The following is a 13,096-nucleotide window of genomic DNA, read 5'->3' as shown; positions in this document are numbered from 1 at the left end:
GCTCACGCGTGGAAGAGGTGGCGCCGGATCGCCGCGACGTTGGAGAAGATCCGGATCCCGAGCACCACGATGACGCCGGTCGACAGCTGGCCGCCGACGCCGAGCCGGTCGCCGAGGTAGACGATCCCGGCCGCGATCACCACGTTGCTGACGAACGAGACGACGAAGACCTTGTCGTCGAAGATGCCGTCGAGGTAGGCGCGCAGTCCACCGAAGACGGCGTCCAGCGCCGCCACCACCGCGATCGGCAGGTAGGGCTCGAGCCCGAGCGGGACCTCGGGGCGGAAGACGAGCCCGAGCACGACGCCGAGCAGCAGTCCGAGAGCGGCGATCATGACAGGGGCTCCTCCTTCTCCTTCGTGGTCCGCGCGGATCCCGACTCCGCCGACCGGAGCACCAGGGCGGAGTCCGGTGCGGCCGGCAGCGACAGCTCCTCGACATTGTCGTCGACGGTGTAGTCGAACCCGTACACCTGGGAGGTCGACACGAACTTGAGTCCGGTCGTGGTGTCGAACAGCCGCGCCGACAGGGTGCGGGTGTCGCCGATCGCCTCGACCGTGTAGGGCGCCTGGATCCCGACACCGTTGACCCGGATCGCCGCACCGCTGGTGCGGATGGCGGTCACGGCGGTCAGCCGTTGCCCGTTGACGGCGATCGCCTCCGCGCCGGCCTGCCAGAGCCCGTTGACCAGGAGGTCGAGGTCGCTGTCGTGCACCTCGTTGTTCTCGTCGGCGTCCGGGGCCTCGGTCACCACGACCCGGACGCCCTCGCCGGTGACGGCGCTGAAGCCGGTGCGGACCGCCAGGCGCCGCTCGCTGACCGCGACCTCCTGGCCGACGTCGGCCAGCCCGTTGACGGCGTCCTCGAGGGCGAGGTTGTCCTCGCGGAGCGCCGCGACCCGCTCCTGCTGCGCGGCCCGTCGGTCGCGCTGGGCCTCGATCCGGCCGATCAGGCTCTCCCGGCTGGCGTCGTCGACGTCGGCGTTGCGGGTGGTCTGCACGAACGCGGTGGACGCCAGCAGGCCGAACACCGCGACCACCACGGCCGCGGTGCGAGGGGGGCGTCCGCTGGGCGGGCGCGGCGCCCCGGCGGCCTTGCGCTCCGCGGCGTGCAGGTAGTCCTCGTCGAGCGACTGCTGCGTGATCAGGGTGAGCAGGGGCAGCCGCACCCGGTCGGGCAGGTCGTCCGGCGGCGTGCCGGCGGACCCGGTGGACCCGGGCGACCGGGGCGGCACCGGGGCGTCGGGGGGCGGTCGCTCAGCCATCGGACCGGGGCCGGGCCGGGCGACGTTCGGTGGTCTGCATGAGGCGGTGGACCTGCCAGGTGTAGAGGACGCCGGCCCACCAGTACAGGCCGATCCCCCAGAAGGCGAACGCCCAGCCGAAGACCTCCGCCAGCGTCGCGACCGTGCCGTCGCCGTCACCGAGCAGGAGGAGCGGGAACGCGTAGAGGAGGTTGGCGGTGGCGGCCTTGCCGAGGAAGTGGACCGGCAGCGCGCTGAACCCGCGGGTGCGCAGCAGCGGCACCAGGCCCCACATCAGGAGGTCGCGCAGCGGCAACGAGACCGCCATCCACCACGGGATGATGTCGCGCAGGGCGAGGCCGACGACGACGGCCAGGATGTAGAGCCGGTCGGCGACGGGATCGAGGATCTGACCGATCACCGACTGCTGGTCGAGCTTGCGGGCCAGCCAGCCGTCGAGGTAGTCGGTCACGCCGGAGACCATCAGGACGGCGAGGGCCCAGGCGTCGGCCTCGGGCACGAGCACCAGCCAGAGGAACAACGGGATGCCGAGCAGCCGCAACGCGCTCAGCGCGTTGGGGATCGTCCACACGAGCGCGCGCGGCCCGTCGGTGTCCGCTTCGCCCGCCACGCTGCCCGATCCTAGTGGGGGCGTGCCGCCGGTCCTCAGAGGCTGTCCTCGTGGTGTGCCGCGTCGCGGATCTCCCCGACCAGCTCCTCGATGACGTCCTCGAGCGCGGCGACCCCGAGCGTGGCGCCGTTGCCGTCGACCACCCGGGCCAGGTGCGCCCCGCGGCGACGGAGCACCTCGAGCGCCTCGTGCAGCGGGGAGTCGTGGACGACGGTCGCGAACGGCCGGACCCACTTGTCGTCGATCGGGCGCAGCCGGAGGGCCTCGTCGGGCTCGAGCACGTCCTTGATGTGGAGGTAGCCGACCAGGTCGCCGTCGTGGTCGGCGACGGGGAACCGGCTGTAGCCGGTGCTCGCGCACAGTGCCTCGACGTCGGCCGGGCTGGACCCGGGCGCGACCGTCGTCAGGGTCGAGGACGGGAGGCAGACCAGGTCGACCGACTTCTCGGTGAAGCCGAGCGCACCGGCGAGCCGGTCGTACTCGTCGGCCTCGATGAGGCCCTCGCCACGCGACTCCTCCACGAGCGCGGCGACCTCCTCGCGGGTGTAGGTCGAGCTGACCTCGTCGCGCGGCTCGACCCGGATCAGGCGGAGGGTGGCGTTGGCGACGGCGTTCAGGGTGACGATGATCGGGCGCAGGACCGTGACCACGCCGACCAGGGCCGGGGCCAGGACCAGCGCGGCGCGCTCGGGCCCGGCGATCGCGATGTTCTTCGGGACCATCTCGCCGAGGACGACGTGCGCGGAGACCACCACGACGAGCGCGAGCACGAACGCGACCGGGTGCACGAAGCCCTCCGGGACGCCGGCCGTCTCGAAGAGCGGCTCGATGAGGTGGGCCAGCGCGGGCTCACCGACGGCGCCGAGACCGACCGAGCAGATCGTGATGCCGAGCTGGGCCCCGGCCATCATCAGCGAGACCCGCTCCATGGCGTGCAGCGTCGTGCGGGCCATCCGCGACCCGGCCTGGGCGCGGGGCTCGATCTGGCTGCGGCGCGCGGAGATCAGCGCGAACTCGGCGCCGACGAAGAAGGCGTTGAAGGCCAGCAGGAGGACGGCGACGAACAGGGCGGCGTAGTCGCTCACGAGCCACTCCCCCCGTGCGACCGGCCGCCGTGGGACGCCGCGACGGCCCCGGCGTCGTCACCGTCGACCGGCGCGTCGTGCAGGAGCAGGGCGAGGCGGTCGACCCGCAGCCCGTCCATGTGCTCGACGGTGAGGACGGCGAGCCGCTCGCGGGGCGGCCCCTGCTGCGCACCCTCGGAGGTGTCGGGCACGGCGATCTCGGCGACGTCGCCGGCCGACGGGATCCGACCGAGCACCTGGAGCACGAGCCCGGCGATGGTGTCGTAGTCCTCGCTCTCGGGCAGCGCGACGCCGGTGACGTCCTCGACCTCGTCGGGACGGAGCAGACCCGACAGCGACCAGGTGCCGTCGCGACGCTGCCGCGCCCGGGCGCCGAGCCGGTCGTGCTCGTCGGCGATGTCGCCGACGATCTCCTCGATGACGTCCTCGAGCGTGACGATGCCCGCGTGGCCGCCGTACTCGTCGAGGACGACGGCCATCTGGAACCCGTCGGCCTTGAGCAGCGCCATCAGGGGGTCGAGGCGCAGCGAGTCGGGCACGACGATCGGGCGGACCATGAGGTGCTTGACCTTGGTGGTCGCCCGCTCGTGCAGCGGCAGGGCGACGGCGTTCTTCACGTGCACGGTGCCGACCACGACGTCGTCGTCGTCGAGCACCGGGAAGCGGGAGTGGCCGGTGCTGCGGGCCAGCTCGAGGACGGCGCTCGCGCGGTCGTTGGCCTCGAGGGAGTGGGTGCGCACCCGGGGCGTCATGATCTCGCCGGCCGAGCGCGACCCGAACTCGACCGAGCGCTCCATCAGCTCGGCGGTGTCGGCGTCGAGGGTGCCCTCGTGGGCCGAGCGCTGGATCAGCGAGGCGAGCTCGGTCGAGCTCCGCGCGGAGCGCAGCTCCTCCTGCGGCTCGATGCCGAGCCGGCGCACGATGGCGTTCGCGGAGCCGTTGAGGACCTTGATCGGACCGCGCATGAACGCGGTGAAGGTCCGCATCGGCAGCTGGGTGGCGCGCGCGGTCGCCATCGGGAGCGCGATCGCGAGGTTCTTCGGGACCAGCTCGCCGAAGACCATCGTCAGGACCGTGCTGACGACGAACCCGAGCGCGACCGCGGTCGGCCCGACGCCGCCGTCGGGGATCCCGAGGGCGCCGAGCGGTTCGCGGATCAGCTCGGAGATCGCCGGCTCGGCGAGGTAGCCGATGCCCAGGTTGGTGACCGTGATGCCCACCTGGGCGCCGGAGAGCTGCGTCGACAGCGAGCGCAGTGCCGACTGCACCCCGTTCGCGGAGGCGTCGCCGGCTGCCGCGGCCCGGTCGACCGCCGCGCGGTCGACGGTCACGAACGCGAACTCCGCCGCGACGAACACGCCGCACATGACGATCAGCAGGAGCGCGACGCCGAGCAGGATCAGGGGGGTCATCGAGAGGCCTCACCGGGGAGCGGCGGGCGCTGCGTACTGGGGGAGCCGTCCATGTGGGCGGTGCAGATCCTTCACGTCGCGGTACGGGAGGAGCACAGCCTACGACGCCGGTGCGTCCACGACGTTTCGCGGGCGCGTCGCCGCGGAAGCCTGTCGGCACGGCCGAGGCACCCTCGGCCCCGAGGACGCACCGGGAGGTCGCCATGGCCCAGCAGGATCTCGCTCCGTCCGGCACCTCCGGTCCCGCCGCGCGCCCCTTCGTCCGGGCCGCCGAGCAGGCCGCCGAGCAGGCCGTCCAGGCCGCCGCCGACGCCTCCGTCTGGCTGCTCTTCCGGATCAGCCGGGTCCGGTCCTGACCCGTCCGCCGCCGAAGCCGTCGCTGACCTGACGCTCGTCGAGCACCCGGTACGGCGCCGCCGACGTCGCCGCGCTGCGCTGCAGCGTCGCGAGCAGCCCGTCGAGGGCGGGACCGGCACCCGCGACGAGCAGCAGGTTGCCCGCGCGTCGCCCGCGCAGGGTCGCGGGCTCGGCGCTCAGCAGCACCCGGCCGACCGTGGCGCGCAGCCCGGCGACGGCCTCCCGGCCGCGGGCGAACGGCGCCCGGTCGGCCAGGTTGAGCAGCACCACTCCCCCGGGCGCCAGGACCCGGGCGAGGTCGTGCAGGAACGGTGCCGCGGTGAGCTCCTCGGGCACGACCCCGTCGGCGTACGCGTCGACGACCACGGCCCCGGCGTACCCGTCGCGCAGGGCGGCGACGCCGGCGAGCCCGTCGACCGGGCGCACCTTGATGCCGCTGCGGCGGGGCAGCGGCAGCTCCGCGCGGACGAGCGCGGTGAGCTCCTCGTCCGGCTCCAGCACGACCTGCGGCGAGCCCGGGCGGGTGGCGGCGACGTAGCGCGGCAGGGTCAGCCCGGCGCCGCCGACGTGGACCACCCGCACCGGCGTGCCGGCCGGCGCCACGGCGTCGAGGACGTCGCCCATCCGGCGCACGTAGTCGAAGGCGAGCCGGGTCGGGTCGGCCAGGTCGACGTGCGACTGGTCACGCCCGTCGACGACGACGCGGAACGCGTCGGGGTGCTCGGTGGCGACGACCGCCCGCTGGATCACGTGGTCATCCTGCCGGGTCCGCGTGCCAGGCTGGGACCCATGACTGCCTACTGGATCAGCACCTACCTCGAGGTCAACGACGAGGAGAAGCTCCGCGCCTACGCCGAGCTCGCCGGCCCGGCCCTGCAGGCCGCGGGCGCGACGTTCCTCGCACGCTCGACGGCGGCCGAGGCCTACGAGGCCGGCCGGCTCGAGCGCTCGGTGCTCATCGAGTTCGCCAACCTCGACGCGGCCCGGGCCGCCCACGACAGCCCGGCGTACCAGGAGGCGCTCGTGGCGCTGGGCGACGGTGCCGTGCGTGACCTGCGGATCGTCGAGGGCGTCGAGCCCGCCGCGCCGGTCGACCGCCCGTGACCGAGCGCCCCGCGACGGACGAGACCGACGTCGACGGGGTCCTCGGCGTGCGCCGCGACGGGCCGGTCTCCGTGCTCACCCTGCGCCGGCCCGAGCGCCGCAACGCCCTCGACCTGACGCTGTGCCGCGCCGTCACCGCGGCCTCCGGGGCCGAGGTCGCTGCCGGCGCCCGGGCCCTCGTCGTCACCGGCGAGGGCTCGTCGTTCTGCGCCGGCGCCGACCTGAGCGGGGTGTACGGCGAGGAGTTCCTCGACGCGCTCTACGGCATGCTCCACGGCCCCGACGGGCTGACCGCGCTGCCCGTGCCGGTCGTCGCGGCGGTGAACGGTCCCGCCATCGGGGGTGGCACCCAGCTCGCGATGGCGTGCGACCTCCGGGTCGCCGGCACGACCGCCCGCTTCGCCGTCCCGACCCCGCGCAACGCGATGGCCGTCGACGCCTGGACCATCCGCACCCTCGCCTCGCTCGCCGGTGGAGGGGTCGCGCGCCGCCTGCTGGTGGCCGCGGAGGCGGTCGACCGCGACCAGGCACTGGCCTGCGGGCTCGCCGACCGGGCCGGCGAGGTCGAGGACGCCGTCGCGTGGGCCCACGAGCTCGCCGACCTGGCACCGCTGGCGATCGCCCACAACAAGGCGGTCCTCAACGGGGCCGACGACGACGTCGTCGCGGCCGGCTTCGCCGCGTGCTGGGCCAGCCACGACGTCCGCGAGGGCGCCGCGGCGCGGGCCGAGAAGCGGCCGCCGGTCTTCACCGGCCGCTGAGCGCCCCGGGTCCCGGAACGGCGGCCTCCGCCGGGCCGAGGTGGACACGGACCGCCGACAGGGGCTTGGGTGGGAGCAGCCGTCTCGGGCTCGGATCTCAGGAGGATCACGTGGGCACCCACCTCACTCGTCGTCATTTTCTGCTCTCCTCGGGCGTCGCCGCGGCGGCCGTCCCGCTGGCCGGCACCGCCGGCCCGGCGCTCGCCGCCGCGGCGCCGCGCGTGCGGGTCGACACCCACCCGGTCTTCGACCGGGCCGGCCGCGCGCACGGCGTCCCGCCCGCCCTGCTCGCCGCGCTGAGCCACGCCCAGACCCGGTGGCAGGACCACGACGGCCGGCCGAGCTCGTCGCTCGGCTACGGACCGATGCACCTCGTCGACGGCGCCGCCGCGGCCGAGGCCCGCAGCCGGGTCGGCAAGGACGCCGGGGCGACGCCGGCCGTGCTCGACACCCTCGGCGACGCCGTCCGGGTCTCCGGGATCGGCGCCGAGGCGGTCCGCTCCGACCCCGCGGCCAACATCCGCGCCACGGCGGCCCTCCTCGCCGACCACCAGCGCCGGGCCGGCCGCCCGGTGGGCGTCGACACCGACCCGGCGCAGTGGTTCGCCACCGTCGCCGCGACCAGCGGGTTCGCGACCGCGGCCGGCCAGCTCGACGTCGCCGACACCGTCGTCGCCACCCTCCGCACCGGCGGCCGGGTCGAGATGGCCGGCGGGTCCCGCCTCTTCCTCCCGGCGAGCCGGCGGACCGCCGTCCCGGAGCGGCAGCGGGCGCCGCTGCGCAGGCGCGCGACCCTCGCCCGTCGCGAGCGCGACCGCGACGGCACCGAGTCGCCGCGCGGGCTCGACATCGAGTGGATCCCCGCGCCGTACGAGCAGTACGGCGAGGGGCCGGGCGACTACGGCAACCACGACCTCGCCGACCGGCCGCGCTCGCCGAAGATCACCCACCTCGTCGTCCACGACACCGAGGGCGAGTGGGAGGGCGTGCTCGACCTCGTCACCGACCCGACGTACGTCTCGTGGCAGTACTCCCTGCGCTCGGCCGACGGTCACATCGCCCAGCACGCGCTGGCCAAGGACGTCTGCTGGCACGCCGGCAACTGGTACATGAACATGCACTCGATCGGGCTCGAGCACGAGGGCTTCGCCGCCCAGGGCGCGCCCTGGTACTCCGAGGCGATGTACCGGACCTCGGCCGCGCTGGTGCGCCACCTGGCCAGGAAGCACGACATCCCGCTCGACCGCGCCCACGTGATCGGCCACGACCAGGTGCCCGGCACGACCACGGCGACCATCCCCGGCATGCACTGGGACCCGGGCCCGTTCTGGGACTGGGAGCACTACTTCGACCTGCTCCGCGCGCCCCTGTACCGCGGCACCTCCCGGCGCCGTGCGAAGCGGGGCGACGTCGTGCGGATCCTGCCCGGCTTCGTGGGCAACCAGCAGCCGGTCACCGGCGCCACCCCCAGCGGGCCCCGTGACACCAACTTCGTCACCCTGCGCGTCGCCCCGGCACCGGACGCCGCGCTCGTCAACGACCTCGGCCTGCACCAGACCGGCCAGCCCGCGACCACCGAGGTCTCCGACATCAGCGCCCGGGCCACCGCCGGCACCGAGTACGTCGTCGCCGACGTCGACGGCGACTGGACGGCGATCTGGTTCCTCGGCACCGTCGGCTGGTTCCTCAACCCGCGGCGGCACCCGACGGCGCGGGTCGTGCAGCACCCGGTCGGACGGGTCCGCCCCAAGCGCGGCACCACCGCGAAGGTGTACGGCCGCGCCTACCCGGAGGCGGCGGCGTACGCCAACCCCGCCGACGTCCAGCCCGTCTCACCGCTGGGCTACGTGCTCGGCGAGGGCCAGATGTACGCCGTCGGGGACCTCGACCCGGTCACCGACTACTACAAGGCCAAGACCTTCTCGCCCGACACCCCGGGCGACCACGTCAACATCGTCGGGCGCGACAGGTACGTCCAGATCAACATCGGCCACCGGATCGCGTTCGTGCGCCGCGCGGAGGTCGACGTCCTGCGCTGATCGCGGGGGCGCTGGTCGCGGGGCGCTGGTCGCGGGGCGCGGACGGCCTTCACCTACCCTTGCGCCCATGCGCCGGGCCCTGACCATCGCGCGCCGGCTCGCCGTCTGCGTGGTGGTCGCCGGCCTCCTCGGCCTCCCCCTGGCCGTGTCGTGGGCGGTCACGCACACCCAGGTCACCCAGCAGATCGGGACGTCGCCGACGACGTTCACCCTGTCGACCCAGGGGCACAGCGAGGTCCGGCTCGGGATCGCGGGCACCGTCTACCTGCCGATCTCCTCGGGCCCGGTCGGGGTGGTCGCGACCGTCGACGGGCCGGGCGATCCCGGAGCCGGCGACGGCGACCTGGCGGCGTACGTGCGCCCCGAGATGCTCGAGCTCTACACCGGCCTGTTCCACGACCCCGAGGCCGCCGTCGACGAGTACGTCTCGCTCGTCGAGGACGAGCTGCGCTGGCAGCTGGTCAAGGCGACGGTGTTCGTGGCCGGGCTCGGGGGCCTGGCGCTCTTCGCCCTGCACGAGCTGCTCCCCCTGCGCCTGACGCGCGGCACCCGCCGCGACGCCGTCCGGATCGGGCTGTCCGGGGCCCTGGTGCTCGCGATGACGTCGGGCCTGGCCGTGGTGCAGCTGCGCGGGTCGGACGGCGGGCGCGGCCCCACCACCGGCGTCTACGCCCTGTCCGCCCTCGACGGCACGCCGGCGGCCGGGTCGACCACCGACAGCCCCGTGCTGCGGGCCCTCCTGGGCGGCGCGATCTCCCGCGCCCAGGTGCTGGTCGACCGGCAGGAGGCCGCCGAGAGGTCCTACCGGGCGAACGCCGAGGCCGGCCTGGACGAGCAGCAGGCCCTCATGGTCGGACCGGCCGAGGGCGAGCTGGCGGTGATGATGCAGTCCGACATGCACTGCAACACCACCATGATCCGGCTCCAGGGCCGTGTTTTCTCGATGCTCTCCGAGGCCTTCGGCACCGACGAGCAGCCCGTCCCGTCGCTGCTCGCGATCGCCGGCGACCTGACCACCAACGGCACCGCCGCCGAGGGCGTCTGCATCCGCACCGAGGCCGAGATCTCCGGTGACGCACCGGTCGCGGCGATCTCCGGCAACCACGAGTCCGACGTCAGCGAGGAGCAGATGGCCGACGCCGGCATGAGCGTGCTCGACGGCTCCGTCGTCGAGCTCGGCGGCTTCCGGCTGCTCGGCGACGGCGACCCCGCCCGCTCCGAGCTGTTCGGCGCGACCCGTCAGCGCGGCGACGAGACCCAGGCCGACCAGGGCGAACGGCTGCGCGCCGTGGCCGGGGGCGCCGACGACCGGCCCGACCTGCTGGTGGTGCACGAGGGGTACGCCGCGCAGGCCTTCCTCGGCATCGACTCCGTGAGCCGGTTCCTCGACGAGGCGCCCGGCGAGCTGACCACCCCCGTCGAGGACGACGTCGACGACGTCCCGGCCTCCGCCGTCTTCTACGGCCACTGGCACAACGACCGCGAGCCCCGGGTCGTCTGGAACGACGACGGGACCTGGACGCTGGTGATTGAGCTCAACACCAGCGGCGGCGCCGTCGACACCCCCACGATCAACAACTTCTCGACGCCGTGGTCGAGCCCCCAGCAGGTCGCGACCTTCCCGGTGCTGTTCCTCGACGAGGACACCCGGCTCGTCACCGGCTACCAGCTGTACCGCTTCGACACCGACGGCACCGTGACGGTCGAGCCGCGGGTCGACGTCGGAGCACCGCCGACCGACTGACCGACCGTCAGGTCGGCAGCCAGGAGACGTGGCCGGCCAGGACGGCGTACCCGACGAACGCGCCGATGTCGAGCAGCGTGTGGGCCACGACCAGCGGCGTCACCCGACCCCAGCGCTGGTACAGCCAGCCGAACAGCAGGCCCATCACCAGGTTGCCGACGAACCCGCCGACGCCCTGGTACAGGTGGTAGCTGCCGCGCAGCACCGCCGCCAGCACGATCGCGCCGGTGGCGCCGAGGCCGAGCTGGCGCAGCCGGACCAGCACGTAGCCGAGGACGACGAACTCCTCGAGGACGGCGTTCTCGAGCGCCGAGAGCACCAGCACCGGGACGTGCCACCACACCGAGGTGTCGAGCCCGGCGGCGACGACGGTGAGGTTGAGCCCGAGGGCGTGCATGACGAGGTAGAAGGCGAGCCCGACCGAGCCCACGCCGGCCGCGATCGCCGCGCCCCGGGGCAGGTCGCCCCACCCCGCGCCGCGGAACCAGACGTCGCGCAGGCTGGTCCCCGAGCGCACCAGCAGGTAGCCGGCGAGGGCCACGGGGACGACCGCGAACGCGATGGCCATCAGCTGGTAGGTCAGGTCGAGCCACGGCCGGTCGGGGGCGTACGAGGAGTTCATCGTCGTCGTCTGCCCGGCGATCCCGCCCGGCGCCGTCGCGGCCGCGACCAGCCGGACGGCGGCGTAGAGGCCGGACTTGCCGAGCGACAGCGCGAGCACGATCACCAGCTCGGCCACCAGCAGCCCGCGGCCCGGCATCGGTCCGCGGCCGGGGCTGAGCGGCCCGCCGTCCGGCTGGGGTGCGATCGCCGAGGTCACGCCCGCCATCCTCGCGCGGGGCGCCAAGCCGGCCGCACTAGGATCGCCCGGTGAGTGCCACCCTCGTCGCCAAGGACCTCTCCGGCGGACACGGGCACCGGGTGCTGTTCGAGGGGCTCGACCTCACCGTCGCGCCCGGCGACGTCGTCGGCGTGGTCGGGGCCAACGGCGCCGGCAAGTCGACGCTCCTCCGGCTCCTGGCCGGCGCGGCGACGCCGTTCGAGGGCACCGTCGCCGCGGCGCCGCAGGACGCGTTCGTCGGCTGGCTCCCGCAGGAGCACGAGCGGGTCCCGGGTGAGACGGTCGCGACGTACCTCGCCCGTCGCACCGGCGCCACCGAGGCCACCGCCGCCATGGAGGCCACCGCCGCGGCCCTCGGCAGCGACGCGCCGGGAGCCGACGAGGCCTACAGCGTCGCGTTCGACCGGTGGATGAGCAGCGGCGCGGCCGACCTCGACGACCGGGTCGGCCCGGTGCTCGCCGACCTCGGGCTGGACGTCGGCCCGGACGCGCTGATGACGTCGCTGTCGGGGGGCCAGGCCGCCCGGGTGGCGCTCGCGGCGCTGCTGCTGAGCCGGTTCGACGTCGTCCTGCTCGACGAGCCGACCAACGACCTCGACCTCGACGGCCTCGCCCGGCTGGAGGCGTTCGTGCAGGGGCTGCGCGGCGGCGTCGTGCTGGTCTCGCACGACCGTGAGTTCCTGGCCCGGTGCGTCACCCGGATCGTCGAGCTCGACCTCGCCCAGCACCAGGTCACGGTGTACGACGGCGGCTACGAGTCGTTCCTCGAGGAGCGCGAGGTGGCGCGCCGGCACGCCCGTGAGGCCTACGAGGAGTACGCCGGGACCCGGGCCGACCTGGTCACCCGGGCCCGCACCCAGCGCGAGTGGAGCTCGCAGGGCGTGCGCAACGCGATGCGCAAGAGCCCCGACAACGACAAGATCCGGCGCCGCGCGGCGACCGAGTCCTCGGAGAAGCAGGCCCAGAAGGTGCGGCAGATGGAGTCGCGGATCGCCCGGCTCGAGGAGGTCGAGGAGCCGCGCAAGGAGTGGGTGCTGCAGTTCGACATCGCCGCCGCCCCCCGGTCGAGCTCGGTCGTGGCCACCCTCAACGCGGCCACCCGCACGCTCGGCGACTTCACCCTCGGACCGGTCTCGCTGCAGGTCTCGGCCGGCGACCGGGTCGGCATCACCGGCCCGAACGGCGCCGGCAAGACCACCCTGCTCCGGCTGCTGCTGGGCGAGGACCGGCCCGACTCCGGGACGGCGTCCCTCGGCGCGTCGGTCGCCGTCGGGGTCATCGACCAGGCCCGCACCGGGTTGGCCGACGACGTGCCGCTCGGGACGGCGTTCGAGGCGGCCGTCCCCGAGCTGACCCAGGCCGAGGTGCGCACCCTGCTGGCGAAGTTCGGGCTGCGCGCCGACCAGGTGACCAGCCTCGTCGGCCGGCTCTCCCCCGGTGAGCGCACCCGGGCCGCCATGGCGCTGCTGCAGGCCCGCGGGGTGAACCTGCTCGTGCTCGACGAGCCGACCAACCACCTCGACCTGCCCGCGATCGAGCAGCTCGAGCAGGCCCTCGACTCCTACGACGGCTCGCTGCTGCTCGTCTCCCACGACCGGCGGCTGCTCCAGAACGTCCGTCTCGACCAGCGCTGGCAGGTGAGCGCCGGCCGCGTCACCGGCTCTTAGACCCGTCTCACCCGGCCCGGGTAGCGTGGGTCCATGAGCATCCTGAAGAAGCTGGCCGCGACCGGAGTCGCCACCAAGGTCGTCAACGAGGCCCGCAAGCCCCAGAACCAGGCCAAGATCAAGGCCGCGGTCCAGAAGGTCAAGGACCGCAAGAAGCAGGGCCGCACGCCCTGATCCGACCTCGTGCCCTTTCTTGGGTATAGCCCCTGGTC

The 13,096-nt window shown here is 74.3% G+C and carries 14 protein-coding genes; 7 read left to right on the top strand and 7 right to left on the bottom strand.

Features of this window, described 5'->3' with window-relative positions; translation table 11 throughout:
* Positions 1-2: 2 nt before the first annotated feature.
* From E4623_RS07850 to E4623_RS07830, 5 genes are read right to left on the bottom strand one after another with little or no spacing between them, the layout of a single operon-like run.
* Positions 3-335 (bottom strand): small basic family protein, encoded by a 333-nt coding sequence (locus E4623_RS07850; RefSeq protein ID WP_134765958.1) that lies wholly within the window; start codon positions 333-335, stop codon positions 3-5.
* Entirely contained in the window at positions 332-1,264 is a 933-nt protein-coding gene (locus E4623_RS07845; RefSeq protein WP_134765957.1) for a DUF881 domain-containing protein, read from the bottom strand. The genes E4623_RS07850 and E4623_RS07845 overlap by 4 nt, the downstream gene beginning before the upstream one ends.
* On the bottom strand, positions 1,257-1,874 hold the full coding sequence (locus E4623_RS07840; RefSeq protein ID WP_167736525.1) for a CDP-alcohol phosphatidyltransferase family protein: 618 nt from the start codon (positions 1,872-1,874) through the stop codon (positions 1,257-1,259). The genes E4623_RS07845 and E4623_RS07840 overlap by 8 nt, the downstream gene beginning before the upstream one ends.
* Positions 1,875-1,909: 35 nt before the next feature.
* Entirely contained in the window at positions 1,910-2,959 is a 1,050-nt protein-coding gene (locus E4623_RS07835) for a hemolysin family protein (RefSeq protein WP_134765956.1), read from the bottom strand.
* The gene (locus E4623_RS07830) at positions 2,956-4,371 is read right to left on the bottom strand and encodes a hemolysin family protein (RefSeq protein WP_134765955.1); all 1,416 of its coding nucleotides are present in this window, start codon (positions 4,369-4,371) and stop codon (positions 2,956-2,958) included. The genes E4623_RS07835 and E4623_RS07830 overlap by 4 nt, the downstream gene beginning before the upstream one ends.
* Positions 4,372-4,574: 203 nt before the next feature.
* On the opposite strand from E4623_RS07830, the gene E4623_RS22545 reads away from it, so the two are divergent.
* Positions 4,575-4,727: a hypothetical protein gene (locus E4623_RS22545; RefSeq protein ID WP_167736524.1), complete on the top strand. Its 153-nt coding sequence runs from the start codon at positions 4,575-4,577 to the stop codon at positions 4,725-4,727.
* Here E4623_RS22545 and E4623_RS07825 read toward each other — a convergent pair.
* On the bottom strand, positions 4,708-5,478 hold the full coding sequence (locus E4623_RS07825; protein WP_134765954.1) for a fused MFS/spermidine synthase: 771 nt from the start codon (positions 5,476-5,478) through the stop codon (positions 4,708-4,710). The genes E4623_RS22545 and E4623_RS07825 overlap by 20 nt on opposite strands.
* Positions 5,479-5,517: 39 nt before the next feature.
* Between E4623_RS07825 and E4623_RS07820 the strand changes: the two genes are divergently transcribed.
* From E4623_RS07820 to E4623_RS07805, 4 genes are all read left to right on the top strand, one after another.
* Positions 5,518-5,832, top strand: a complete 315-nt coding sequence (locus E4623_RS07820; protein WP_134765953.1) for a DUF1330 domain-containing protein — start codon at positions 5,518-5,520, stop codon at positions 5,830-5,832.
* Positions 5,829-6,593 carry an enoyl-CoA hydratase gene (locus E4623_RS07815; RefSeq protein WP_134765952.1) on the top strand — a complete coding sequence of 255 codons (765 nt, stop codon included), beginning with the start codon at positions 5,829-5,831 and terminating at the stop codon, positions 6,591-6,593. The genes E4623_RS07820 and E4623_RS07815 overlap by 4 nt, the downstream gene beginning before the upstream one ends.
* Before the next feature lie 110 nt (positions 6,594-6,703).
* Entirely contained in the window at positions 6,704-8,632 is a 1,929-nt protein-coding gene (locus E4623_RS07810) for an N-acetylmuramoyl-L-alanine amidase (protein ID WP_134765951.1), read from the top strand.
* A 67-nt stretch (positions 8,633-8,699) separates the two neighbouring features.
* On the top strand, positions 8,700-10,376 hold the full coding sequence (locus tag E4623_RS07805) for a hypothetical protein (protein WP_134765950.1): 1,677 nt from the start codon (positions 8,700-8,702) through the stop codon (positions 10,374-10,376).
* A gap of 7 nt (positions 10,377-10,383) precedes the next feature.
* Here the strand turns inward: E4623_RS07805 and E4623_RS07800 are convergent, their stop codons facing one another.
* A complete protein-coding gene (locus tag E4623_RS07800; RefSeq protein WP_209020568.1) occupies positions 10,384-11,205 on the bottom strand; it encodes a CPBP family intramembrane glutamic endopeptidase in 822 nt (273 codons plus the stop codon).
* 41 nt (positions 11,206-11,246) lie between these two features.
* On the opposite strand from E4623_RS07800, the gene E4623_RS07795 reads away from it, so the two are divergent.
* Both E4623_RS07795 and E4623_RS22540 read left to right on the top strand, forming a co-directional pair.
* Entirely contained in the window at positions 11,247-12,884 is a 1,638-nt protein-coding gene (locus E4623_RS07795; RefSeq protein WP_134765949.1) for an ABC-F family ATP-binding cassette domain-containing protein, read from the top strand.
* A gap of 33 nt (positions 12,885-12,917) precedes the next feature.
* Positions 12,918-13,058 carry a hypothetical protein gene (locus E4623_RS22540; RefSeq protein ID WP_167736523.1) on the top strand — a complete coding sequence of 47 codons (141 nt, stop codon included), beginning with the start codon at positions 12,918-12,920 and terminating at the stop codon, positions 13,056-13,058.
* The last annotated feature ends 38 nt before the right edge of the window (positions 13,059-13,096 follow it).

The organism is Nocardioides sp. 1609, assembly GCF_004522105.1.
Taxonomy (GTDB): Bacteria; Actinomycetota; Actinomycetes; order Propionibacteriales; family Nocardioidaceae; genus Nocardioides.
This window is presented reverse-complemented; position numbering and strand designations above follow the sequence as displayed.

Excerpts from the sequence above, each read along its gene's own strand:
- E4623_RS07850 (WP_134765958.1), bottom strand. The coding sequence starts at position 335 with ATGATCGCCGCTCTCGGACTGCTGCTCGGCGTCGTGCTCGGGCTCGTC.
- E4623_RS07845 (WP_134765957.1), bottom strand. The coding sequence starts at position 1,264 with ATGGCTGAGCGACCGCCCCCCGACGCCCCGGTGCCGCCCCGGTCGCCC.
- E4623_RS07830 (WP_134765955.1), bottom strand. The coding sequence starts at position 4,371 with ATGACCCCCCTGATCCTGCTCGGCGTCGCGCTCCTGCTGATCGTCATG.
- E4623_RS22545 (WP_167736524.1), top strand. The coding sequence starts at position 4,575 with ATGGCCCAGCAGGATCTCGCTCCGTCCGGCACCTCCGGTCCCGCCGCG.
- E4623_RS07820 (WP_134765953.1), top strand. The coding sequence starts at position 5,518 with ATGACTGCCTACTGGATCAGCACCTACCTCGAGGTCAACGACGAGGAG.
- E4623_RS07805 (WP_134765950.1), top strand. The coding sequence starts at position 8,700 with ATGCGCCGGGCCCTGACCATCGCGCGCCGGCTCGCCGTCTGCGTGGTG.
- E4623_RS07800 (WP_209020568.1), bottom strand. The coding sequence starts at position 11,205 with ATGGCGGGCGTGACCTCGGCGATCGCACCCCAGCCGGACGGCGGGCCG.
- E4623_RS22540 (WP_167736523.1), top strand. The coding sequence starts at position 12,918 with ATGAGCATCCTGAAGAAGCTGGCCGCGACCGGAGTCGCCACCAAGGTC.